Origin of the sequence: Actinomadura sp. NPDC023710 (assembly GCF_040639875.1) — a bacterium.
Taxonomy (GTDB): Bacteria; Actinomycetota; Actinomycetes; order Streptosporangiales; family Streptosporangiaceae; genus Spirillospora; species Spirillospora citrea.
This window is the reverse complement of the sequence record NZ_JBFAGB010000002.1, coordinates 270,649-292,909: the sequence shown is the minus strand read 5'-3', so window position 1 is coordinate 292,909 and position 22,261 is coordinate 270,649. Positions and strand designations below refer to the sequence as shown.

At 71.3% G+C, this 22,261-nt stretch carries 22 protein-coding genes; 16 read left to right on the top strand and 6 right to left on the bottom strand.

From position 1 onward, the window contains the following. Positions 1-31: 31 nt before the first annotated feature. The 4 genes from AB0H37_RS03435 (at position 32) to AB0H37_RS03420 (ending at position 4,657) form a co-directional block, all read left to right on the top strand. The gene (locus AB0H37_RS03435) at positions 32-178 is read left to right on the top strand and encodes a hypothetical protein (protein WP_329086397.1); all 147 of its coding nucleotides are present in this window, start codon (positions 32-34) and stop codon (positions 176-178) included. Between the two features lie 454 nt (positions 179-632). After that, on the top strand, positions 633-1,832 hold the full coding sequence (locus AB0H37_RS03430) for a helix-turn-helix domain-containing protein (RefSeq protein ID WP_360611076.1): 1,200 nt from the start codon (positions 633-635) through the stop codon (positions 1,830-1,832). Between the two features lie 251 nt (positions 1,833-2,083). Beyond that, entirely contained in the window at positions 2,084-3,325 is a 1,242-nt protein-coding gene (locus tag AB0H37_RS03425) for a helix-turn-helix domain-containing protein (RefSeq protein WP_329086401.1), read from the top strand. 549 nt (positions 3,326-3,874) lie between these two features. Next, on the top strand, positions 3,875-4,657 hold the full coding sequence (locus AB0H37_RS03420) for a hypothetical protein (RefSeq protein WP_360611074.1): 783 nt from the start codon (positions 3,875-3,877) through the stop codon (positions 4,655-4,657). A 69-nt stretch (positions 4,658-4,726) separates the two neighbouring features. Here AB0H37_RS03420 and AB0H37_RS03415 read toward each other — a convergent pair whose 3' ends face one another. From AB0H37_RS03415 to AB0H37_RS03405, 3 genes are all read right to left on the bottom strand, one after another. Continuing rightward, the gene (locus AB0H37_RS03415) at positions 4,727-5,398 is read right to left on the bottom strand and encodes a TetR/AcrR family transcriptional regulator (RefSeq protein WP_179837148.1); all 672 of its coding nucleotides are present in this window, start codon (positions 5,396-5,398) and stop codon (positions 4,727-4,729) included. A 36-nt stretch (positions 5,399-5,434) separates the two neighbouring features. After that, on the bottom strand, positions 5,435-6,331 hold the full coding sequence (locus AB0H37_RS03410) for a lytic transglycosylase domain-containing protein (protein WP_360611072.1): 897 nt from the start codon (positions 6,329-6,331) through the stop codon (positions 5,435-5,437). A 72-nt stretch (positions 6,332-6,403) separates the two neighbouring features. Next, positions 6,404-6,946, bottom strand: coding sequence for a MarR family transcriptional regulator (locus AB0H37_RS03405; RefSeq protein ID WP_360611070.1), 543 nt, complete (start codon positions 6,944-6,946; stop codon positions 6,404-6,406). Between the two features lie 323 nt (positions 6,947-7,269). Between AB0H37_RS03405 and AB0H37_RS03400 the strand changes: the two genes are divergently transcribed. The 10 genes from AB0H37_RS03400 (at position 7,270) to AB0H37_RS03355 (ending at position 17,233) form a co-directional block, all read left to right on the top strand. Next, entirely contained in the window at positions 7,270-8,073 is an 804-nt protein-coding gene (locus tag AB0H37_RS03400) for an ABC transporter permease (RefSeq protein WP_179837145.1), read from the top strand. Next, entirely contained in the window at positions 8,073-8,927 is an 855-nt protein-coding gene (locus tag AB0H37_RS03395) for an ABC transporter permease (protein WP_179837144.1), read from the top strand. Before AB0H37_RS03400 ends, AB0H37_RS03395 begins: the two co-directional genes overlap by 1 nt. Further along, positions 8,924-10,027, top strand: a complete 1,104-nt coding sequence (locus AB0H37_RS03390) for an MCE family protein (RefSeq protein WP_179837143.1) — start codon at positions 8,924-8,926, stop codon at positions 10,025-10,027. Before AB0H37_RS03395 ends, AB0H37_RS03390 begins: the two co-directional genes overlap by 4 nt. Further along, entirely contained in the window at positions 10,024-11,103 is a 1,080-nt protein-coding gene (locus tag AB0H37_RS03385; protein ID WP_329086411.1) for an MlaD family protein, read from the top strand. The genes AB0H37_RS03390 and AB0H37_RS03385 overlap by 4 nt, the downstream gene beginning before the upstream one ends. Further along, positions 11,103-12,125, top strand: coding sequence for an MlaD family protein (locus AB0H37_RS03380; RefSeq protein ID WP_329086412.1), 1,023 nt, complete (start codon positions 11,103-11,105; stop codon positions 12,123-12,125). Before AB0H37_RS03385 ends, AB0H37_RS03380 begins: the two co-directional genes overlap by 1 nt. After that, complete coding sequence (locus AB0H37_RS03375) at positions 12,125-13,198, top strand: MCE family protein (RefSeq protein ID WP_329086414.1); 1,074 nt, start codon at positions 12,125-12,127, stop codon at positions 13,196-13,198. The genes AB0H37_RS03380 and AB0H37_RS03375 overlap by 1 nt, the downstream gene beginning before the upstream one ends. Then, complete coding sequence (locus AB0H37_RS03370; protein ID WP_360611066.1) at positions 13,198-14,304, top strand: MlaD family protein; 1,107 nt, start codon at positions 13,198-13,200, stop codon at positions 14,302-14,304. The genes AB0H37_RS03375 and AB0H37_RS03370 overlap by 1 nt, the downstream gene beginning before the upstream one ends. Next, positions 14,301-15,593 (top strand): MCE family protein, encoded by a 1,293-nt coding sequence (locus tag AB0H37_RS03365; RefSeq protein ID WP_329086419.1) that lies wholly within the window; start codon positions 14,301-14,303, stop codon positions 15,591-15,593. The genes AB0H37_RS03370 and AB0H37_RS03365 overlap by 4 nt, the downstream gene beginning before the upstream one ends. Positions 15,594-15,617: 24 nt before the next feature. Further along, positions 15,618-16,637, top strand: a complete 1,020-nt coding sequence (locus AB0H37_RS03360; protein WP_360611064.1) for a hypothetical protein — start codon at positions 15,618-15,620, stop codon at positions 16,635-16,637. A 98-nt stretch (positions 16,638-16,735) separates the two neighbouring features. After that, positions 16,736-17,233 (top strand): MarR family winged helix-turn-helix transcriptional regulator, encoded by a 498-nt coding sequence (locus tag AB0H37_RS03355; RefSeq protein ID WP_179837137.1) that lies wholly within the window; start codon positions 16,736-16,738, stop codon positions 17,231-17,233. A gap of 14 nt (positions 17,234-17,247) precedes the next feature. Here AB0H37_RS03355 and rpsD read toward each other — a convergent pair whose 3' ends face one another. Further along, positions 17,248-17,853 (bottom strand): 30S ribosomal protein S4, encoded by a 606-nt coding sequence (gene rpsD / locus AB0H37_RS03350; RefSeq protein WP_179837136.1) that lies wholly within the window; start codon positions 17,851-17,853, stop codon positions 17,248-17,250. A 66-nt stretch (positions 17,854-17,919) separates the two neighbouring features. On the opposite strand from rpsD, the gene AB0H37_RS03345 reads away from it, so the two are divergent. Continuing rightward, a complete protein-coding gene (locus AB0H37_RS03345; protein ID WP_360611062.1) occupies positions 17,920-18,711 on the top strand; it encodes a DUF2470 domain-containing protein in 792 nt (263 codons plus the stop codon). Between the two features lie 322 nt (positions 18,712-19,033). Further along, positions 19,034-20,215 (top strand): aminotransferase class I/II-fold pyridoxal phosphate-dependent enzyme, encoded by a 1,182-nt coding sequence (locus tag AB0H37_RS03340; RefSeq protein WP_360611060.1) that lies wholly within the window; start codon positions 19,034-19,036, stop codon positions 20,213-20,215. Here AB0H37_RS03340 and AB0H37_RS03335 read toward each other — a convergent pair. Together AB0H37_RS03335 and AB0H37_RS03330 are read right to left on the bottom strand one after the other, a co-directional pair. Next, the gene (locus tag AB0H37_RS03335) at positions 20,212-21,369 is read right to left on the bottom strand and encodes a DUF5925 domain-containing protein (protein WP_308427168.1); all 1,158 of its coding nucleotides are present in this window, start codon (positions 21,367-21,369) and stop codon (positions 20,212-20,214) included. The two genes, AB0H37_RS03340 and AB0H37_RS03335, sit on opposite strands and share 4 nt — an antisense overlap. A 73-nt stretch (positions 21,370-21,442) precedes the next feature. Further along, positions 21,443-22,228, bottom strand: a complete 786-nt coding sequence (locus AB0H37_RS03330; RefSeq protein ID WP_329086431.1) for a lysophospholipid acyltransferase family protein — start codon at positions 22,226-22,228, stop codon at positions 21,443-21,445. Positions 22,229-22,261: the final 33 nt, after the last annotated feature.

Genomic DNA, 22,261 nt, shown 5'->3' with positions numbered 1-22,261 from the left:
CCCGCGGCGACCCCGCGGGCACGGGACCGCCGTGACGAGCGCGCGGCGGAACTGTTCCGGCGAACCCGGTTACCTCTGGCCTTACGCCGTCCTGCTCCTCCTGGCGGGCCTCGCCCTCATCGCCATGGACCGCTGGCGGACGAGCCTCGTGGAAGGCGAGCGGTCAACGACCGACTGAGTGCTCGAACTCCCACGACTTGGCGAGCATCGACAGGATCGGAAGACCGCGTCCGAGTTCGCCGCGAGGGTCGTCCCGTCGTTGAAGCACTCCGATCCAAGCGAGATGTATTCGTATTCGGGGGGTTTGACGCGGGCACGAGATGGACGCCAGAAGTGTTCACATGACTACGGTGAGGGATAGTCGTTACGTGGCGTAACGAAAGAATTGTGTCGATAGTTCCGGCCGACATGCGGATGCGATTGGCGGCCTGGGGGGCGGCCGGGCGGCAACGGCCGGGGCGCGGTGCTTCTCCGGATTGTCTCCGATTGATCATTCAATCCGGCCATTTTTGTCGGCCGGTGAGTATCGCGGCCATTCAGGAGCGAGATCTCTTCCGTAATGATGTGCGGTGGCCGTGGTGTGGGTTACATTTTGTCGAGGATTTCTTGAAAACGGTGCGAGGGAGGAGTGAATGACGAGGGCCCTCGTTGGGGGAGGGAGGCGTCCCGGAGCTCTCCCGCCACAGGTCATCGCCATTCTGAGTGCTGAGCTGCCCTCGCTGGCCGAAGAGATCCTCGAGGAGGTCCAGCGGTCGGTGCCCGAGTACGCGCGGCACGAGGGGATGCCGGAACCGGCCGCGTACCGGATCACCGTCGAGCAGGCCATGGCGGCCTTCGTCGACCAGGTCTCCGGCGGCGGCGACGGCTACGAGCGGCGCGACGAGCTGTGCCGGGAACTCGGTCGCAGCGAGGCCTACCAGGGGCGCACGCTGGACGCGCTGCAGGCGGCTTACCGGGTCGGGGTGCAGGTCGCGTGGCGGCGGGTGGCGGCCGTGGCGCGGACGCGGCGGCTGCCCGCGGAGGTGACGACGCGGTTGGCCGAGGCACTGTTCGCCTATATCGACGAGCTGGCCTCCCTGTCGGTCGAGGGCTACCTGGAGGTCCGGTCGTCGGCCGACGAGCTGCCCGGCGACCACCGGCGACTGCTGCGCATGGTGCTCGGGCCCGGCGCGGCGAGCGGCGCGCTCGCCGAGGCCGCCAAGGCCGCCGGCTGGGCGGTGCCCCACACGGTGACGATGGTCGCGATGCCGGCGCGCGCGCGGTGCGTCCGGGAGGCGATGGACCGCGACGTGCTCGTCAACCTCGCGGACAACGAGCCCCATCTGCTCATCCCCGGCGGATACGGCGCCGAGCGCGCGGAGATGCTGAGCCGCGCCCTGCCCGAACGCCGCTCCGCGGTGGGGCTGACCGTCCCGCTGGGGGAGGCGGCCGACTCGCTGCGCTGGGCGCGGCGGGCGCTGGCGCTGGTGGAGGCGGGCTTTCTGGAGGATGGCGGCCCCACACTGTGCGAGCGGCACCTGCTGGAGCTGTGGCTGCTCTCGGACGGACCGCTGCTCGACCAGCTCGCCCGCCGGGAACTGGGCGCGTTGGCGGAAATGCCGCGTACCCGGCGTAAGCGCGTGACCGAAACCCTGTGCGCGTGGCTGGACGCGCAAGGAAACGCGGTGGAGGCGGCGCAGAGGCTCCGGCTGCACCCGCAGACCGTCCGGTACCGGATGCGGCAGATCAGCGCGGAATTCGACCGGCAGCTCGCCGACCCGGCGGCACGTTTCGTGCTTGACGCGGTGCTGCGCGCGTACCGGTTGCGGGAGCGCGGCCCCGCACTGGAATGAGACCGCCCCTATTGGACGCTGAATGTAACTACAGGGCCACAGCCTGCTGAATTTACCTTCCCTTTACCTTGCTGGATTTCCTATGATCTAAGTTCGACGTGTTTCAGCTCACAGAATGCGGAGGGTGCGCAGGGTCCCCGCTCGGCGCCCCCTCGGCGTAGACGCCATATGGCCGATCATCCGGACGACCGGGTGCCCCGCCCGGAATTCCCCTCGTTCGGGATGGCGGTGTCTGGAGGTTTGCCGACCCCATGGCACAGCAGACGTTGACGCGGGAGGCGGCGAGTCGCCCGAGCCGGCTGCCGCGCCGGCTCGCCCTGCTGATGCGCCCGGAACTGCCCAGCCTCGCTGGGGAGATCATCGACGAGGTGCGCCGGTCGATCCCCGAGTACGGGCGGCCCCTCAAGGGTCCCTACGTCGAGGCACTGCGCATCGGGGTCGACCGTGCCCTGACGGACTTCGTCGACCGGGTCGCCAACCCGCTGGAACCGAGCGCGCGCCATCAGGAGACCTACCGCAGGCTCGGCCGCTTCGAGGCCCAGGAGGGCCGGACGCTCGACACCCTCCAGGCCGCGCTGCGCATCGGCGTCCAGGTCGCGTGGCGGCGCATCATGAAGGTCGGGCCGCGCCGGCGATTGTCGCCCGAGGTGATGGCCCAGCTCGCCGACGCGCTGTTCGCCTACATCGACGAACTGGCCGCGCTCGCGCTGGAGGGTTACCTGGACGCCCGCCCGGACGGCGAGGCTGAGGCGCACCGCCGCCGCCTGCTGGAGCTCCTGCTCCGCCGCGACGTGTCGTCCCGCGTCCTGGCCGAGGCCGCCGAACGGGCCGGATGGACGCTGCCGGACGAGGCGACCGCCGTCGTGGCCCCGCCCGGCGCCCGGTACGTCCGGGCCGTCCTGGACAAGGACGTGCTCGCCGACCTCACCGCCACCCAGCCGTTCCTGGTCGTTCCCGGAAGGCCGACCCCGGAGCGCCGGCGATCCCTGCTCCGCGTCCTGCCCGACAGGCAGCTCGTCATCGGACTCACCGTGCCGATCGCGGGCGTCGCCGACTCGCTGCGCTGGGCGCGGTGCGCCCTCGGCCTGGTGGAGACGGGTGTGCTGGAGGACGCCCCGGTGACCGACTGCGAGGAGCACCTCATCACCCTCTGGCTGTTCTCCGACCAGGCCCTCATCGACCAGCTCGCGCACCGCCACCTCGGTGAGATGGACGGCTTCAGCCCCCGGCAGCGTGACCGTCTGCTGGAGACCCTGCACGCCTGGCTGGTGACCCGCGGCACCGCCAACGACATCGCCAGGGAGCTCGGCATCCACCCGCAGACCGTCCGCTACCGGATGCGGCAGGTCGAAGGAGTCCTGGGCGACCGGCTGACCGACCGCGAGGCGCGCTTCGCGATCGAGGCCGTGCTGCGTGCGATGCGGTTGCGCGAACGCGCCGCCCGGCCGCCCGGCACGAGTGCCGCATGGGATGGCGCCGCCGCGCGGGAATGAGCACCGGCTGATAATCGCCCAATATCCGATCGGCGCGATTTGAGCACCTGAAACGAACCTTGACCTGCGGGGTTGATTCCCTGAATCGTCGCATGCTTCCATCCAATCCAGTGCAATTCGGCGGAATAATCGCAATGCGGTGGAGGTGCGTTCGGGGTGCGTTCACGATCGGCTTCGCTCCTGGCCGGATTCGGAGCGGTGACGCTCATCGGCATGGTGGGCGTCCATCCGGTTCTCGCGGACGAGCCGGCCCCCACGCCGACCACCACCGTCACCGAAACGCCGACCGATCCGCCAACGGATCCGCCCACCGATCCGCCCACCGATCCGCCGACCGATCCGCCGACGGATCCGCCCACCGATCCGCCGACCGATCCGCCAACGGATCCGCCCACCGATCCGCCCACCGATCCGCCGACCGATCCGCCGACCGATCCGCCCACCGATCCGCCGACCAATCCCCCCACGGACCCGCCCACTCATCCGCCGACGAGTCCGCCGGCCGGCCCGGGCAAGCCCAAGACGCCGGTACTGTCCCTGGGGCTGACGGTGTCGGCGGCGACGATGCGGCCCGGCGGCTCGGTCACCGCGACCGTGCGGGTGGCGTCGGCGAACGCCACCGCGAACGGGATCGTCCTGCGGATGTCGGCCTCGGGCGCCACGGTCGGTCCCCGAACGCAGTCCCTCGGCAGTGTCGGATCCGGCGGCGCCTCCGCGATCGCGACCGTGCGGGCCCCGTCCGATGCGGAGCCCGGCGTGATCACCCTGCGTGCGGCCGTCTCGGCGGCCAGTGCCAGGAGCGTGTCCCGCAGCTACAAGCTGATCATCACATCCGCGTCCGGGGCGCTGCCGCCGGGGATCAGCCCGACGACGCCCGGCGTCCCGCCGCTGACCCCGCCCGACTTCGACCCCCTGGCCGGCATGGCCGGGCCGCAGGTGGCGCTGCCGCCGATCGTGTCCGCCGAGTCCCCGCAGATCGCGCCCGCCTCCGGGCCCCTCGTCCCGGTGTCGAACCTGCGCAGGCTGCCCCCCCAGCCGTTCACCATCGAGGAGTTGACCGCGCTCCAGGCGGGGTTCCTCGCCGCCTTGGGGGCCGGGGTGGTGCTCCTGCTGCTCCGGATGCGGCTGATCCGGCGCTCCGACGGCCGCGTCCCGCTCGCCGTGCGCCGCCGCCTGCGCGCCGCCGGCTCGCGAGTCGCGGACAAGCGCCCCACCGCGGCCCGGCTCCGCACGCTCCCGCCGCAGCCTGCCCGCGCCCGGAATCCGCGCCCGCTCCAGCCGGCCCCCCCGATCCGGCTCTCCGTCCGCCGGGTCCACACCGCCCGCTCCTGACCACCGCGTCCGCCGGGAAACGGCTTCCGGAGTCCGCCACGGCGCCGGCGGAGGCCCTGCGCCCGGAGGTCAGCGGGCCAGCCGGATCAGGATGCGGCACACCTCGTCGATGATCTCGGCGGCCTCCGCCTCGTCCTCGGCGGTGGCGATCTCCCGCCCGGCCTCGCCGATCACCGTCGTCAGCACGAGGCTCAGCACCTGCTCGGGACGTCCGGCGGGCGCGTCGCCGGACGGGCCGCGCAGCAGCTTGGTGTTCTGCGCGATCCAGTGCTGGGCGCGGCTGCGGCGCATCAGCGACGACCCGGACGGGCCCTCGCCGGCGAGGAAGAGCCGGGCCGCCTCGCGCCGCTCCCAGCACACCCGAAGGTAGGCGCGGGCGCCCGCGATGAACAGCGCGATCGGGTCGGACTCGCCGTCCTTGCGGGCGGCGGACACCGCCTGCGCGGCGCTCGCCTCCTGCTCCTCGGTGAGGTCCTCCCACAGCGCCACGTAGAGGCCGGCCTTGCCGCCGTAGTGGTGGTAGAGGCTGCCGACGCTGATACCGGACCGCTCCACGATCTCGGCGATGCCCGCGTCGGCGTAGCCGCGGTCGGCGAAGACCCGCAGCGCCGCGGTCAGCAGCGCCTGGCGGGTCGCGTCGGCGCGGGCCCACTGACGGCCCCCGCCGCCCTCGGCTCCGGCGCCCTCACCCGTGCCGTTCGCCCGCTCGTCGCCGGCGCGGCGCGCCCTGCTCGTCCGCATCACACCATGGTGCCAGGCCGGGCCGCCCGGTTGGGCTCAGTACCAGTTGTGCGCCTGCCACCAGGCCCAGGCGCCGCAGGGGTCCTTGTAGCGCGCCTTGATGTAGCCGAGGCCCCACGCGATCTGGGTGGGGGAGCTGGTGCGCCAGTCGGCGCCCGCGCTCGCCAGCTTGGAGCCGGGCAGTGCCTGCGGGATGCCGTACGCGCCGCTGGAGGGGTTCTCGGCCCGCTCGTTCCAGCCGCTCTCGTGGTTCCACAGCGTCAGCAGGGACGGCCAGCAGCGGTCCCATCCCTTGATCGCGTTCATCTTCTTGCCGAACGCCTTGTTCTGACCGGCGCTCGGGTTCGACTTGGCGAGCCGCTCGCGCTCCTGCTCGGCCTTGAGCTTCGCCCGCGCCGCCGCGTCCCGCTTGGCCTTCTCCTTGAGCCGCTTCAGCTCCCGCTGGTGCTCCTCGTAGGCGCGCTTCTTGGCGACCGCGACCGCGTCGGCCGCGACTTTGTCCATGTCGGACGCCGAGGTCAGCTTCGCGAGCATGTCGTTGGTGGACAGGCCCGCGCTCGCGGCCTTGGGCGGCTCGCTCGCGTCGTCGACGAAGCTGCCGAGGTCGACCACCGTCAACGCACCGCCGAGCACGCCGATCGCCGCGATCGTGATGGTGACGTTGCTGGTGAGCACCCGCCGGACGCGCCGCCCGCCCTCGCGCTCCCGGGGCGCCTCCGGCTCCTCGTACGGGTCGCGGGAGCCGTCCGACTCCAGGAACTCCGGTCCGTAGGGTCCCCCCGCGTCGCGGCCGTCAGGCGACGTGCGGGGTTCCGGAACGCGCGTGGCGCGCCTGGTGCCGGCCCTCCTGGAGCCGCGACGCCCCCCGGCGCTCCCTTGAGCGCCTCCGGCTTCCTCCGCGGGACGTCTGCGCGTGCCGTGACTCTGTGGCATAGGAGAAGACTGCCTTATCGCCCGGGTGTGGTGCTCTCGAAGAGCAAGTACGCAGGCCGGACGATACCCGGTTCACCCGGCCTGTCGTCCACGGCCGCGCCCCCCGCCGGGGTTCAGCAGTTCCACGTCGCCGGCGGCCAGACGCGCGGGTTGCAGCGCCTCGAAGAGGTCGCGGTGCATCCCGTCGAACGCCGCGAGCGCGCCGCCGGGCGCCTCCAGCGCCTGGCTCACCTGGTTGGCCCGCTCCCGTCCCGCCGCGGTGATCTCGACGAGCGTGGCGCGCCGGTCGCGGGGATGCGGGGTCCGGCCGACGAGCCCGGCCGCCTCCAGCTGGTCCACGGTGAGCTTCACCGTGGTCGGGTGCATCATCAGGATCCGGCCGAGCGTGCTCAGCCGTGCCCGGCCGTGGACGGTGAGCGCGAGCGTGGTCAGCAGGAAGTAGCCGGTCTGGGTGAGATCCAGCCTCTTCAGCTCCACGTCCAGGGCCTTCTTGAGCAACTGGTTGAGCCGCCCGACCGAACAGATCGCCAGGAACGGCCACGGATCGCCGAGCAGCCCCTGGCCCTCCCAGCGGTCGCGCACGCCCATGACCAGCGGGTCCACGCCGTCGTCCATCTCGTCTTCTACGCCTCGTCGCGCCTCGGTCTGCACCGGCTGATCGTAGCTTCGGACAAAACCAGATGTAAGTACTCGCTTCTTAGACCTTCTTCCAATAGAGTGCCTCAAATCACAGGCGGAGCCCGTGTGCTCTTGAGGGTGCGCGGAGTCGCGTGTGGTAACCGGTCTCGGCCGAGACCGCTGTGGCGCGCGAACGAGCATGACGAGGGCGCCCCCGCGGTACCGGCAGGATCCGGTGTTTCGGATGGGCGCCGACGTCCGAGCACGAAGGAGGCTGGAGTGACCCTTCTCATCCCCGCCCCGGGGGAGGGCACCGGCTGATGGCCCTGAGCCTGAACAAGGCCCCGGACCTGGCACGCAGACGCGTCGGGAGAGCACTCGACGAGACCGGACTGCTGTGCGTGACCCTTCTCGAAGGGCTGCGCCGCACCTGGGACCTGCGCCAGTGGTGGGGCGAATTCGTCGAGCAGTGCTGGTTCCTCGCACGCGTCACGAGCGTGCCGGTCATGCTCATCGCCGTGCCGCTCGGCGCGACCATCTCGCTTCAGGTAGGCGACATCGCCCGGCAGCTCGGCGCGCAGTCGGGCACCGGGGCGCTGCTCACCGCGGCGATGATCCAGCAGGTGGCGCCGCTGGCCGCGGCGCTGCTGGTCTCCGGCGTGGGCGGGTCGGCCATCACCGCCGACATGGGGGCCCGCAACATCCGCGACGAACTCGCGGCGATGGAGGTCATGGGCATCAACCCGATCCACCGCCTGGTCACCCCCAGGCTGTGGGCGGCGAGCATGGTGTCCGGACTGCTCTGCTCGGTGGTGATCCTCGCGGGCGTCATCGGCGGGTACTACTTCAACGTCATCCAGCAGGGCGTCAGCCCCGGCGCGTTCTTCGACGGCGCCACCACCCTGCTGCAGTTCTCGGACCTGATGATCACGCTGTTCAAGGCGTGGGTGTTCGGATTCATCGCCGCCGCGGTCGCCTGCTACATGGGCATGAACTGCGACTACGGACCCGTCGGCGTCGGCCGCGCGGTGAACCGGGCCGTGGTCGTCACCTCGATCGTGGTGTTCGCGACGAACTACATCCTCACCATGATCTACCAGGTCCTCTTCCCCCCGAGGTTCTGATGGTCGCCATATTCCCCGTCCGCAAGCTGGGCCGCGCCGTCAGGGGCCGCACCGCGGGCCTCGCCGCGTCGGCCGACCTGCCGGTGTTCCTCGGCCGTGTCCTGTACCACCTCCTGGTCGACATCATCATCCGCCGCAAGTACGGCAAGACCCTCGCCAAGCAGGTCAGCGACATCACCGTCGGCGTGGGCGCGCTCGTCATCGGCGGCGGCATGATCTTCGTGATCGCGACGATGTCGCTCGCCACCGGCGCCATGGTCGGCCTCCAGGGCTACCCCGGGCTGGAGCGCATCGGCGCCGAGGCGTTCACCGGACTGGTCGCGAGCTACTCCAACGTCCGCGAGGTCACCCCGATCATCGCGGGCGTCGCGCTGGTCGCGCAGGTCGGCACCGGGTTCACCGCCGAGATCGGCGCGATGCGGATCTCCGAGGAGATCGACGCGCTGGAGGTCATGGGCATCAACTCCCTGGCCTACCTGGTGTGCACCCGGGTCGCCGCGGGCGTCATCGCGCTGGTGCCGCTGTACCTGGTCTCGCTGTTCATGGCGTTCTTCGCCACGAGGTTCATCACGATCCAGTACTTCGGCCTCTCACCCGGCATCTACGACTACTACTTCCACCTCTACCTGCCGCCGATCGACGTGTTCTACAGCGTCATCAAGGTCGCGGTGTTCGCCTTCATCATCATGTTCATCCACTGCTACCGCGGCTACTACGCGGCGGGCGGTCCGGTCGGCGTCGGCGTCGCCGCCGGCCGCGCCATCCGGGAGTCGACCATCCTGATGATCCTGATGAACCTGGTCCTGTCGTACATCTTCTGGGGCCACGGCAGCACGGTGAGGCTGACCGGATGAGCGACGAATCACTGTCCAGCCGGTCCCGGACGGTCTTCGGGCTGGTCGGCGCCGGCGTCATCGCGGCGGCCGCGGCGTTCGTCGCGATCGGTTCCACGCCGTCCCACGCGGGCTCCACCTACTACGACGCGACGTTCGGCCGCGCCGGGCAGGGCCTCGACCCCGGCAAGTCCGATGTGAAGGTCCGCGGGATCGCGGTCGGCGCGGTCGAGGAGGTCAAGCTCGACCGCAACGGCAGGGTCACCGTCCGGCTCCGGGTCGACAAGGGCGTCAGGGTGGCCGACACGGCCGTCGCGACGGTCGAGCCGGTCTCGGTGTTCGGCCCGAAGGACCTCGCCCTCGACCTCGGCGCGCACGAGCTGACCGGCCCCTACCTGAAGGACGGCGGGCGGATCGCGAAGACCAACGACCCGAAGGAGCTGTCGGACACGGCCTGGCCCACCTACCGGCTCACGCGGGCGATCAACCCCGACGACGTGGCGACCCTCCTGCACACGTTCGGCGCCGGGCTCTCCGGGCAGGGGCCGGCGCTGCGCCGGACGATCGACAACGGCGCGATCGTCGTCGACGCGACCTACAAGGACCGCGCCGCGATCCAGTCGCTGCTGAACGACATCAACGGCCTGTCCGGGACGCTGGAGTCGCGCGGCGACACCCTCACCCGGTTCGCCGGGGACTTCAACCGGCTCTCCCAGGTCGTCAACGAGCGACCCGACAAGGTCACCCAGTTGCTGGACGAGTCGACCCGGCTCGGCCAGACCGTCGGCACGAACCTGGAGCAGCACGGCCGCAACCTCGGCAGGATCATCGACTCGGGCGGCCAGGTCGTGCGGGTGTTCAACGGGCAGCGCCGCAACGTCCCGGTGCTGCTCGACAGCCTGACCGGGTTCTTCGGCCTGCTGGCGCAGATCATCCGCATCCCCGGACCGGAGGGCACCCTGATCGCCCAGGCACGCGACGACCTCCCGCTGGACATCTGCCAGATCCTCATCGACGTCTGCGCGGTCAAGCCCAAGGCGACCGCGTTCGACGTGCCGCTCCCCGGCACGGGCGGCGGGCGGGGCGGGCAGGGCCGCACGGCGACGGGGACGCGGCCGTGAGCCCGCTGCTGCGCGGCAAGACCGCGCGCGGGCCCGAGTACTCCACGATCCTGAAGTTCCTGGTGTTCGTGGCGTTGACCGGGCTGCTCACGTTCTACATCGGCCAGCAGATCCTCGGCACGAGCTTCAAGTCCCGCTACCGGCTGTCCGCCACGTTCGACGACGTCACCGGCCTGCTGGAGGGCGACGACGTGAAGGTGGCGGGCACACCCGTCGGCCAGGTCGCGGGCATCAAGGTGGTGCGCGGCAAGGCCGTGGTGAAGATGGCCGTCGACAAGGAGGTCCGGCTGCCCTCCGACTCCACCGCCGCGATCCGCTGGCGCAACGTGATGGGGCAGCGGGTCGTCTACCTGGAGCCCGGGTCGAGCCAGGGCAGGCTGGGCGACGGCGACCGCGTCCCGCACACCAGGTCGGTGGTGGACCTCGGCGACATCGTCAACAGCCTCGGCCCGCTCACCCGCAACCTGGACCCGAACCAGCTCAACAAGATCCTTTTCGCCTTCTCCCAGGCGCTGGACGGCAACGAGCAGAGCATCTCGCTGCTGACCGACAACCTGGACATGCTGCTGCAGACGTTCGCGGCCCGGAAGAAGACGATCAAGGGGATGATCGACGACTACGAGACGGTGAGCGACGCGATCGCCACCCGGGACCGGCAGATCGCCGCCAGCGCCGACAACCTGGAGTCGCTGACCAGGGTCTTCGCCAACAACCGCAAGCTGCTGGAGAGCGCGGTCGTGGAGATCTCGGGCGTGACCACCAACCTCAACCAGGTGCTCGGGGGCAACGACGCGCAGCTCGCCCGCATCATCACCAACCTCGGCAGGTTCAGCGAGACGTTCCGGCTGAACGTCGACCAGCTGGAGAAGATGGTGCAGCAGCTCCCGCTGACCCTCCGGCAGCTGTTCGCGTCCGCGAACGGCGGCCACTACCTGCGCACCAACGCGCTCTGCCTGAACGTCGTCCAGGGCCCCTGCCCGTTCCCGATGGAGCTGCCGAAGTCGCCCGGTGCGGGACAGCCCAGCAAGGACGACCTCACCAAGCTCAGGAAGATGCTGCTGGGGGGTGGCGGCTGATGGCGCTGAAGTCGCTGCGCGACGTCAACCACAAGATCGTCGCGATCGTCACCCTGGCCGCGCTCGGCGCGGGCTGCGTGTTCGCGTTCGCCCTCGGCCAGCTGCACCTGCTCGACCGCGGCTACACGATGAGCGGGGAGTTCAGCGACACCGCCGGGCTGAAGAAGGGCCAGGACGTGCGGGTCGCCGGGGTGAAGTCCGGCCGGATCACCGCCGTGGAGCCCGACTTCGCCCACGGCAGGGTCATCGTCTCCTGGCACGTGAACGCCGGGATCGACCTCGGTCCGAAGACCCGTGCCGAGATCCAGACGACGACCCTGCTCGGCGGCCGGTACCTGCGGCTGTCCGGCCCGGTCTCCAAGCCCTACCTGGCGGACGTGCCGGAGTCGCGGCGGCGGATCCCGCTGTCGCGCACCAGCGTCCCGTTCACCGTGCCGGAGGCCCTGGAGAGCGCGCAGAACATCGTGGGCAAGCTCGACCAGCGCAGCGTCGACAAGCTGCTCACCGAGATCAACAAGATCAGGTCGCCGGGGGCGGTGAAGCTGCGCCGCATCCTGGTCAACATCCAGGAGCTGTCCCGGACGCTGAACGACTCCTATCCCGAGATCCAGCGGCTGATCGAGAACAGCAAGACGATCACCGGCACGCTGGCGGGCAAGGACCAGGAGCTGCGCCAGATCATCGACGCCAGCCAGGTGCTGCTGCAGTCGCTCGTCCGGCGCCGCAACGAACTGGCGGCGGCGATCGGGCAGGGCAGTGAGACCGTCCGGACGCTGTCCAACGTGATCTCCAGGAACCAGAAGGAGCTCGACACCCTGCTGGACAACCTGCACCTGCTGACGACCCGGCTCGCGCCCAACATGGACGCGCTGAACACCGACTTCTCGCTGCTCGGCCCGACGTTCCAGCAGGTGGCCAACCTCAAGGGCAACGGCCAGTACATCGAGGGCCTGCTCACCGGGCTCGGCCCGCTGCAGCCGGCCGGTCCGATCTCCACGCGGCGACCGCAGGGAGGCAACTGATGAGCGGCGACGGCACGGGGGGACGGCCCCCCGGAGGTCCCGGCGGCGGCCGGCTGCGCGGCGTGGCCGTCGCGCTCGGCCTCGCCCTGACGGCCTCGCTCGGCGGCTGCTCGCTCGCCCCGTCCGCGGGCGGCGAGCGCACCATGGTCGTCTACGTCCCGAAGGCCCGCTCCTTCTACGAGGAGTCGAAGGTCAAGGTGATGGGCGCCGACGTGGGGCTCGTCGACAAGGTCGAGAACCAGGGCGACCGGGTGAAGGTCACCTTCCATCTGCGCCGGGACGTCCCGCTGCCGAAGGGCGTGCAGGCCTCGATCGTCCCGCTGAACCTGATCGGCGAGCGCAACCTCGTCCTGCACCCGGCGTGGAGGCCGGGGGAGGCCAAGGAGACCGCGGACGTCATCCCGATCGAGCGCACCCACGTGCCCGTCGAGGTGGACGACGCGCTCAGCTCGTTCACCAACCTGGCCAACGCGCTCGACCCGACCAAGATGCAGAACGCGCTCGGCACGGCCGCCGACACGGTGAAGGGCAACGGCAGGGAGTTCAACGCGACCCTGGAGCAGAGCGCCCGCCTCGTCGAGAACGTCGCCGGGCAGGACAAGGAGCTCATCGAGGTCGCGCAGAACCTCAGCCGGCTGGCGGGGGTGGTGCGCGGGCGCGAGCAGATCCTCGGCACGATGATCCGCGACTTCGGCACCGCGAGCCAGGTGCTGAGCTCCGAGCGCGGCGAGCTGCAGCAGCTGATCAGCGGCATCCTGGAGCTGGCGAAGAACGGCGACAAGCTGCTGCAGAAGTACAAGGGGAACCTGCCCTACGACCTGGCGGTCCTCACCCGGACGGCCCTGATCCTCAAGGGCAACGCCAGGGAGCTGGCGCAGCTCATCCGGGTGCTGCCCGGCATCAGCGACGCGCTCATCGGCGGCTACAACCCGAAGAACAAGTCGCTGCAGATCCGCTTCGCCACGGACGCGTTCCTGCGGACCTGGCTCAAGGGCCTGATGAACTCCGACGACGTCGACTGCCCGCTGCCCGCACCCAACTCCAACTGTCCCTGGCAGAACGGAGGCAACTGATGGGCAGGCTCGTCATCACGGGACGGCGCCGCGCGGCGGCCGGCGGCCGGCTGCTGCTGGTGCTCGTCGCGGCCGCGGCCCTCGCCGTCTCCGGCTGCTCCTACAAGACGGCGGGCGCGCCGAAGGGCGGCCTGAAGCTGACCGCCACGTTCGACGACGCGCAGGGTCTCGTCGCGGGGCACAGCGTGAAGATGTCCGACATCACGATCGGCACCGTCACGAAGGTCGAGCTCGCCGGCTACCGGTCGAAGGCGACGCTGGCCATCAAGGACGGCATCAAGATCCCGCAGGGCACCCGGGCCGAGATCAAGGTGACCTCGCTGCTCGGCGAGAACTACGTGGACCTGCAGATGCCGCCCGGCGCGAGCATGAACCGCGGCCCGTACCTGGCCACCGGCACGGCGATCACCGACACCAGCGTCCAGCCGGCGTTCGAGCAGGTCGTCGGGCAGGCCGGGCCGCTGATCCAGGCCCTGGCCGGGGACGACGTCGCGACGGTCGTCAACGCGGGCGCCACCGCCCTGGACGGCAACGGGCAGAAGCTCAACAAGACGATCGCGCAGGCGGGCGCGCTGCTGAAGCTGTTCGCCGAGCAGCGCCGCGAGCTGGGCGAGTCGGTCGACCGGTTCGCCCGGCTCGGCCGGTCCCTCGCCAAGGGCAGCGACGCCCTGAACGAGACGCCCGAGCAGCTCGAACGCACCACCCGGCTGCTCGACCAGGACAAGTACAAGATCATCAAGATGGTCGACAAGCTCACCACGACGGCGCGCGAGCTGAACGACAAGGTGCTGGAGGGACGCATCCAGCGCTTCCGCGCGCTGCTGCGCGACCTCGACCCCGTCCTGCAGCAGCTCGGCGACAACCGCAAGCGGCTCACGGCGCTGGTGGACGGCCTGGTCGAGTTCACCGACAAGCTGCCGCGGGCCACCTATGACGGCCAGCTGCTGCTGTACCCGCTCCTGCGGATCGTCTGGCCGGACGGAACGCCGATCTTCCCGGGCCTCAGCCAGAGCCCCAAGAAGAAGAAGGCCGGATCGCCGGAGATCCCCAAGCAGCTCCAGGGCGCCCTGCCGGACCTCGACAAGATCCTGGAGCCGCGCGGATGAACAGACGGCTGACGATCAACCTGGCGGCGTTCGGCGTGCTCGCCGCGTTGATGGTCGTGTGGGCGTTCAACAACGTCGTCCGCTTCGACTTCATCGACCGGCCCTACCACATCACCGTGGAGTTCGAGTCCTCGCCGGGCCTGCACCCGAACTTCGAGGTCGACTACCTCGGCCTGCGGGTCGGCAAGATCGACTCGGTGCGGCTGGAGAAGGACAAGGTCGTCGTCCGGCTGGACATGCAGCGCGGCGTCAAGATCCCGCAGGGGGTCACCGCCGCCGCGGCCCGCAAGTCCGCGGTGGGCGAGCCGGTGGTCGAGCTGACGCCGGGGCCCGGCAGGTCCGGCGCCCCGCCGATGAAGCCCGGCACCGTGATCCCGGTGTCGCAGACGAAGGTCCCGCCGAAGTACGGCGACCTCTTCGGCGCCGTCATCGACACCCTGAAGGCGATCGACCCGGACGACGCCAAGGTGCTCACCCAGGAGCTGGCCGCCGGATGGGCCGGACGCGAGGACTCCCTCCGCCAGATCGTCAACGGCGGCGACGACCTCACCCAGACGTTCGCGCAGAACACCGAGCTGCTGGACGGGCTGACCAACGACCTCGGCCGCATCACCCACGTGCTGAACCAGAACCGCGGCTCCCTCGGCGCGGGGATCGACAACCTCGCCGCCCTCACCGCCGCGCTCAGCCAGGTCCGCGGGCAGATCGCCGAACTGCGCGACCGCGGCCCCGGCCTGCTCGCCACGGTGAACGACCTGCTCGACAAGACCGGTCCCGACTTCGGCTGCACCGTGGACATGCTCGGCAACCTGGGCATCGGGAGCTACGACCCCAACTACCTCAACGACCTCCGCAAGACGCTCGCGGTGGCGCCGCAGCTCAAGGTCGTCCTGGACAACGTGATCGGACGGGACCAGGGCCAGCCAGTGCTGAACGTCGTCTTCCAGGTCACGCTGAAGAGGCTCGCGACGCTGGAGTACAAGTACCCGCGCGCGCAGCCCGCGGTGAACCGGGTCCCGACCTGCCCCGGCGGCCGCACCCCGGCGGTGACCAAGCAGAAGCCCTACAAGGCGAAGAACCCGGGCGAGACGATCCCCACCCACGATCCCGCCCTCCAGCGGAACGTGCAGGCCAGGAAGGCCGCGAACGAGAGCGACTCTTCCGGCGGGCCGCCGATCTGGCTGGTGTACGTTCCCCCGATCATCGCCCTTCTGGTGCTGATCAGGGTCATGATGGGCTCGGTGCCCGTGGTGTCCCGCCTTTCCCGACTGCGTCGGGGCAAGGACTGACCCCAACCCCGAGGAGTATCCGAAGTGACAGCCAAGACCACCAAGGGCGGGTCCGACCAGGTCGAGGCGGTCCCGGCCGAGGAGGCGCCCGAGCAGACCGAGGCGATCGAGACCGAGTCCGCCGAGGAGGCCGTGGAGCGGCCCGCCAGGCCCGCCGCCAAGCGCAAGCGCCGGGTGCGGGTCATCGAGGTCATCGACGACGAGGACCTCGACGAGGTCCTGGAGGCGCTCGACGCCGAGGACGAGGAGGCCCCGGACGAGGCTCCGGCCCGGCCGGCCAAGCCGGCGGCGAAGCCCGCCGCCAAGGCGCCCGCCAAGCCGGCCGCCAAGCCGAGGCCGCGCCCGACCCGTCTCGAACCGCCGGAGGACGAGGCCGAGGAGGACGAGGCCGAGGCGCCGAAGAAGGCCCCGGCCCGGCCGAGCCCCGCGGCGTCCGCGGAGGCCCGGCCGGGGATCTTCGGTCTCGGCATGGTGCAGGCGGTCGTGGTGGTCGTCCTGGTCGCGCTGCTGGCGAGCCTGGCGATCTGGCAGTGGACGAGCGCGAGCTCCCTGTCGTCCGAGCAGGACGACCGGGACGCCGTGAGCAAGGTCGCGTCCGCCTACGGCGACGTCGCGCTCAACTACAACGCGCAGAACTACCAGACGCAGATGGACAAGGCCCAGAAGCTCATGGGCGGCGACCTGCTGGAGAGCTTCAAGAGCACCACGCTCCCCAGCCTCGGCGAGACGTTCAAGAGCAACCCCGAGCTGTCGCTGACGTCCAAGACGAACCAGGTCTTCGTGGGCAGCGTGGACGGCAGGTTCGCCACCGCCGTCGTCATGGTCGACATCGACGTCCGGACCAAGGACGGCGCGACCTCGGCCCCCGCGACGCTGCTCCGCCTCGCCCTCGCCAAGGTCGACGGGAAGTGGAAGGTCACCAAGCAGTACGCGTCGGGCACCAACGACCAGAACCAGAACCAGCAGAACCAGCTGCCGACCGTTCCGAGCGGCGGCGCGTCGAAGTCGCCCGCGGCGGAGAACAGCGGCAAGCCCAAGAACTGAGCCCGCGCAGCACGGCGCAGGCGCCCCGCACGGAAGCCGTGCGGGGCGCTCGCGCGTTATGCCGATGACGGGGGCCGAGGGACGGAGGCGGGGGCATCATGTCGATCGTGGCGGAGCCGGACGGGCAGGGCACGGCCGTCCCGGACGCGCTGGTGCACGAGTTCGGCGCGCTGCTGGGCGCGGCTTCGGGCCTGGAGCGGATCGCGGGCCGCGAGCTGGAGCGCCGCTGCGGCATCCGGCACGCGGTCTTCGAGGTGCTGCTGAGGCTGTCCGGCGCGGGCGGCGAGTGCGCGGTGTCGATGGGCGGGCTGGCCGGCGACCTGATCCTGACCAGCGGCGGCATGACCCGCATCATCGACCGGATGCAGGAGGCCGGGCTCGTCCGCCGCGAACCCGCCCCGGGCGACCGGCGCCGCCAGAACGTGGCGCTGACCCCGGCCGGGCGGGCGAAGCTGGACGAGGCCCTGCGCGTGCACGCCGAGACGCTCCGCGCGCACTTCGCGGGCCCCCTCACCGAGGAGCAGCGCCGCGTCCTCGTGGACGCCCTGCGCACCCTGCGCACCACCGCCCGCGAGGAACTCGGCGACCTGCGCTAGCCGCACGCGGGCGCCTAGCGGGAGTAGTGCTCGACGACGAGCTGCTCGTCGCAGACGATGGGGATCTCGGCGCGCTCGGGCAGTCGCGCGAGCCGGGCGGCGAGTGCGTCGTGCCGGACCTCCAGGTAGGGCGGGACCTCGGCGGCGTGCCCGCCGGCGGCCGCGACCTGGAACGGGACCATCGCGCGGCTCCGCTCGGCGACCGTGATGACGTCTCCGGGCCGCAGCCGGTAGGACGGGCGGTCCACGCGGCCGCCGTTCACCAGCACGTGGCGGTGCACGACGAACTGGCGGGCCTGGTAGATCGTCCGGGCGAACCCGGCGCGCAGGACGAGGGCGTCCAGCCGGCGTTCGAGGTCGACGAGCAGGGCCTCGCCGGTCTTGCCTCCCGTCCGGGCGGCCTTGTCGAAGGCGTTGCGGAGCTGCGCCTCGCGGATGTTGTACTGCGCCCGGAGCCGCTGCTTCTCGCGGAGCCGGACCTTGTAGTCGCTCTCCTGCTTGCGGGCACGGCCGTGGACGCCGGGCGGGTAGGGGCGGGCCTCGAAGTACTTCACGCTCTTCGGCGTCAGGGGGATGCCCAGGGCTCGCGAGAGCCGCACCTTGGGACGGGGGTTGTTCATCACGCTCCTTGATGGTTAGGTAATCCTAAGTTAGGTAAGCCTAACCTGAAACGTCAAGGAGGCACGGTGCCGCGAGCGGAGACCACGCAGAGCGCGCAGACCCCGCCGGTCAAGCAGGGCCCCACGGCGGCGGAACGCGCGCGAACTCTCACCTATGGTGTCGCGGACGGCGTGCTCGTCGCGCCGGGCGTCCCCTACGCCCCCGTCCCGGCGCACACGACCGACCGGGACGGCAGGCCGCTGCTGCTCGTCCGGGCGGACGCGCCGGTCGCGGCGGCCCTGGCCGGCGAGGACGACGTGCCCGCCACGCTGCGGATCTTCGACGTCGCGCCGGTGCCGCTGCCGGACCGCGTCCGGGGCCGGGCCTGGCTGCACGGCTGGCTGAGCGAGATTCCCGAGGGCGAACTGCGCGCCGCCGCGCTGCGCCTCTCGCACGCGCACCCGCGTCCCGAACTGCTCGACCTCGGCGCCGAGCGGGACGGCCGGCGCGAATGGACGATCCTCGCCCTCGAAGCCGCCCAGGTCGAGGTCGACGACGCCTGGGGGAGTGCCATCCTGGAGCCCGAGGAGTACGCGGACGCCGCACCCGACCCGTTCGTCGCCGTCGAGGCGGGCATACTGACGCACCTGGACTCCGCCCACCGCGCCGAGCTGACGCACCTGCTGCCGGAGTCGGTCCCGCCCGGACCGGTCCGGCCGCTCGGGCTCGACCGGTACGGCATGTGGCTGCGCTGCTTCGCGCCGCCGCCGGACGCGCCGTCGTCGTTCGACGTGCGGATCCCGTTCGCCGAGCCCGTCAGTGATCTCCACGGTCTGCGGCACGTGTACCGGAGGCTGTTCGCCCGGGCGACCCCGTAGTACGGAGGGCGGGGACACGTACAAGCCCTCCCCGGATGCCAGTGATCCCCCGGATGGTGGGCGGGCCCCTCCGCGGGCGATGATCGTGTCTCCGGTCGAGGACGCCGTTCTCACTCCCCGACCGGACGGCCTCGACCGCCGGTTCGCCCCTGCGGGGTGGGCGGGCCGGCGGCGAGACGGTACCGGCCGGCCAGGGACGCGGCGCCTTCGGCCGGGCCGGTGGTCCGGCGCGGTGCGAGCACGAGCACGAGCCGGGGGCGCACCGGGCCACTGGTCGCGATTGGCCGTTCCCGCCGCGCCGTTCCCGCCGCACGCTGGGAGCATGACCGCACATCACCCGCAGACGCGAGCCGTCCACCCGCCCGTGATCGTCCCCGAGGGCAGCCGTCCGCTCGGCGTCCCGATCTACCAGGGCCACCTTTTCTCCTTCGACGCCTCCGACGCGCTGGCCGCCGCGTTCCAGGGCCCCGACGAGGCGTTCTTCTACGCCCGGATGGCCAACCCGACCGTCCGCGCCCTGGAGCAGTCGCTCACCGATCTCGAAGGCGGCTCCGGCACGCTCGCCACGGGATCCGGCATGGGCGCGGTCAACGCGGTGCTGATGGGTCTGCTCCGCAGCGGCGACCACGTCATCGCGCAGGCCGCCCTCTACGGCGGAACCCACGCGCTGCTCCAGGACCTCGCCGCACGGTGGGGCGTCGAGGTCACGTTCGTCTCCGGCGACGACCCCGCCGAGGTACGGGACGCGCTCCGCGACACGACGAAGATCCTCTACCTGGAGACGGTCGCCAACCCCACCACCCACGTGACGGACCTGCCCGCGTTCACCGGGGCCGTCCGCGGGACGGGCGTGCTGACCGTCGTCGACAACACCTTCGTCCCGCTCCTGTGCAGGCCCATCGAGCACGGGGCCGACATCGTCGTCCACTCCACGACGAAGTACCTCGGCGGGCACGGCGACACCATCGGCGGGGCCGCCGTCTTCGCCGACGCGTCCGTCCACCGGCGCGTCTGGGAGCACGCCGTCGAGCTGGGCTCCACCCCCGACCCGTTCGCCTCGTGGCTGACCGTCCGGGGTCTCGCCACGATGCCGCTGCGCGTGGCCAGGCAGAGCGAGTCCGCCCTCGACATCGCCCGCCGCCTGGCCGGCCACCCGTCGGTCACCCGCGTCCACTACCCGGGGCTGGAGGACCACCCGCAGCACGAGCTCGCCCGGCGGCTGCTGCCGGACGGCGCCGGCGGGGTCCTCGCGTTCGAGCTGGCCGGCGGCCGGGACGCGGGCCGGACCTTCTCCGAGGCCGTCGAGCTGGTCTCGCTGGGCCCGTCGCTCGGCGACATCGCGACCCTGGTCATGCACCCGGCCAGCACGTCCCACCGGCAGTTGGACGCCGCGTCCCTCGCCGCCGCCGGCATCGGCGAGGGAACGGTGCGCCTCGCCGTCGGCCTCGAACACCCGGACGACCTCTGGGCCGACATCGAGCAGGCCCTGCGGAAGGCGTCCTAGAGGTAGAAGCCGGTGGCGGTGCTGGGAGCGTCCTGACCCTCGGGACGCTTCTCGCCCTTGCGCAGCGCGGCCAGCTCGGCGAGCGTCGCGCCGTCGGCGCCGATCTCCGCGCCGGGGACGTCCGTGCCGTCCAGCCACGAGAGCGACTCCGCGCGGGTGAGCCGGCCCACCTCGATCTGGGCGAGGCAGCGGCCGGGGCGGACCACCGCCGGGTGCAGCATGGCGAGGTCCTCGTTGGTGGTGATGGCCACCAGCACGTCCCGGCCCTGGCCGAGCATCCCGTCGGTGAGGTTCAGCAGCCGCGACAGGCCCTGGCCCGTCGACTGCTTGGCCTCGCCGCGGATCAGCTCGTCGCAGTCCTCCAGGATGAGCAGCCGCCAGCGGCGGTTCTCGTCCTCGTCGTCGCCGACCGCGACCTCCATCAGGTAGCTGGGCGTGCCGAACAGCGCCTCGGGGTCCAGGACGCAGTCGGACTGGCACCAGTCGTTCCAGGAGCGGGCGAGGGCGCGCAGCGCGGTGGTCTTGCCGGTGCCGGGCGGACCGTGCAGGAGCAGCAGCCGTCCGGAGACCTCGTCGCGGGTGAGCTTCATCACCGCGTCGAGCGCCTCGGCGACCGGCGCGGTGTAGTTGCGCCGGATGTCCTCCCACGAGTCGGCCGTGATGGCGCGCTCGCTGCGGACGGGGCCGTGCGCCCCCATGTGCCAGAAGCCCATCTCGACGCTGGCCTCGTCCACCTTCGGCGGCTCGGTCGCGTCCTTCACCGACGCGGCGAGGACGGTCTCGGCCAGCTCGTCGGTCACGGCGGACACCGCGACGTAGGCGATGCCGCTCTTCCACCGGTTGCTCAGCAGCGTCCAGCCGTCGCCCTCGGCCAGCACCGACTCCTTGCCCTTCTCGTGCGCGACCCGCACGAGCCTGGCGTCGCCCGGGCGCAGCGGCGCCTCCGTCCGGACGTTCTCCAGCCGCGTCGACCGCGACCAGGGCTGCTCCCCGGACGCGAACGGTCGCAGCGACAGCACGTCCATCACGTCGGCGGGGGAGTTGTTGTCGGACAGGTTGAAGACCACGGGGAGCGCGGGCTCCGGCGCGTCGGCGCCTTGCCGGGGCTCGATCAGATGCAGGACCTCCTGCGGCCTCTCCTGCGACATGGTCATGACACTGATGATCACGCCCGGCGGCGCGCCGCGTCCACCGAATTAGCCGGACGCGCCGCGGGCCGGGGCCGTGTCAGGAGCCGCCGCCCTCCCCGGCCTCGCGCTCCGCGTGGGCGGCCTTGCGCGCCTCGGCCTCCTCCAGGTCGAGCTTCTCGGCCTCCTCCGGCGTCGGCGCCGTGCCACCGAGGTAGGCGGGCTGCCACCACGTCTCGTCCGAGCGCGGGACGTCGGAGTACTCGCGCTGCGCCTTCTCCAGCAGTTCCGCCATCCGGGCGTGCAGATCCCGGGTGACCTGCTCGTAGTCGTCGCCGCGCTTGGGGTACATGGGCTCGCCGACGATGATCGTCACCGGCACGTTGCGCTGGAGGAGCCGGCGCTTGCGGCCCTTGGTCCACATCCGCTGGGGGCCCCAGAGCGCGACCGGGATGAGCGGCGTCTTGGACGCCACCGCCATCCGCACCGCGCCGCTCTTGATCTCCTTCACCGTGAACGAGCGGCTGATCGTCGCCTCGGCGAACACCCCGACGATCTCCCCGCTCTTCAGCGCCTTGAGCGCCGCCGCGTAGGAGGAGGCGCCCGCGTCGCGGTCCACCGGGATGTGGTGCATGCCGCGCATCAGCGGCCCGCCGATCCGGCTGTCGAAGATCTCCTTCTTCGCCATGAACCGCACCAGCCGGCCCGCCGGGTGCGCGGCGAGGCCCGCGAAGATGAAGTCGAGGTAGCTGACGTGGTTGCTGACGAGCACCGCACCCCCGGTGCTGGGGATCTGGTCGGTCCCCTCCAGACGGATTCTGATGTTCAGGGCCTTGAACACGCCGAGAGCCGTCTTGATCACCGGTGGGTACACGAGTTCGCGCATGTAGGCACCGTACTTGAGCAACTCCTGATCAGC

Coding starts and splice junctions, on each gene's coding strand:
- rpsD (WP_179837136.1), bottom strand. CDS start 17,853: ATGAACAACCCCCGTCCCAAGGTGCGGCTCTCGCGAGCCCTGGGCATC.
- AB0H37_RS03370 (WP_360611066.1), top strand. CDS start 13,198: ATGGGCAGGCTCGTCATCACGGGACGGCGCCGCGCGGCGGCCGGCGGC.
- AB0H37_RS03380 (WP_329086412.1), top strand. CDS start 11,103: ATGGCGCTGAAGTCGCTGCGCGACGTCAACCACAAGATCGTCGCGATC.
- AB0H37_RS03355 (WP_179837137.1), top strand. CDS start 16,736: ATGTCGATCGTGGCGGAGCCGGACGGGCAGGGCACGGCCGTCCCGGAC.
- AB0H37_RS03365 (WP_329086419.1), top strand. CDS start 14,301: ATGAACAGACGGCTGACGATCAACCTGGCGGCGTTCGGCGTGCTCGCC.
- AB0H37_RS03395 (WP_179837144.1), top strand. CDS start 8,073: ATGGTCGCCATATTCCCCGTCCGCAAGCTGGGCCGCGCCGTCAGGGGC.
- AB0H37_RS03415 (WP_179837148.1), bottom strand. CDS start 5,398: ATGCGGACGAGCAGGGCGCGCCGCGCCGGCGACGAGCGGGCGAACGGC.
- AB0H37_RS03430 (WP_360611076.1), top strand. CDS start 633: ATGACGAGGGCCCTCGTTGGGGGAGGGAGGCGTCCCGGAGCTCTCCCG.
- AB0H37_RS03390 (WP_179837143.1), top strand. CDS start 8,924: ATGAGCGACGAATCACTGTCCAGCCGGTCCCGGACGGTCTTCGGGCTG.
- AB0H37_RS03400 (WP_179837145.1), top strand. CDS start 7,270: ATGGCCCTGAGCCTGAACAAGGCCCCGGACCTGGCACGCAGACGCGTC.
- AB0H37_RS03330 (WP_329086431.1), bottom strand. CDS start 22,228: ATGCGCGAACTCGTGTACCCACCGGTGATCAAGACGGCTCTCGGCGTG.
- AB0H37_RS03375 (WP_329086414.1), top strand. CDS start 12,125: ATGAGCGGCGACGGCACGGGGGGACGGCCCCCCGGAGGTCCCGGCGGC.
- AB0H37_RS03340 (WP_360611060.1), top strand. CDS start 19,034: ATGACCGCACATCACCCGCAGACGCGAGCCGTCCACCCGCCCGTGATC.
- AB0H37_RS03335 (WP_308427168.1), bottom strand. CDS start 21,369: ATGACCATGTCGCAGGAGAGGCCGCAGGAGGTCCTGCATCTGATCGAG.
- AB0H37_RS03410 (WP_360611072.1), bottom strand. CDS start 6,331: ATGCCACAGAGTCACGGCACGCGCAGACGTCCCGCGGAGGAAGCCGGA.
- AB0H37_RS03405 (WP_360611070.1), bottom strand. CDS start 6,946: ATGGACGACGGCGTGGACCCGCTGGTCATGGGCGTGCGCGACCGCTGG.
- AB0H37_RS03425 (WP_329086401.1), top strand. CDS start 2,084: ATGGCACAGCAGACGTTGACGCGGGAGGCGGCGAGTCGCCCGAGCCGG.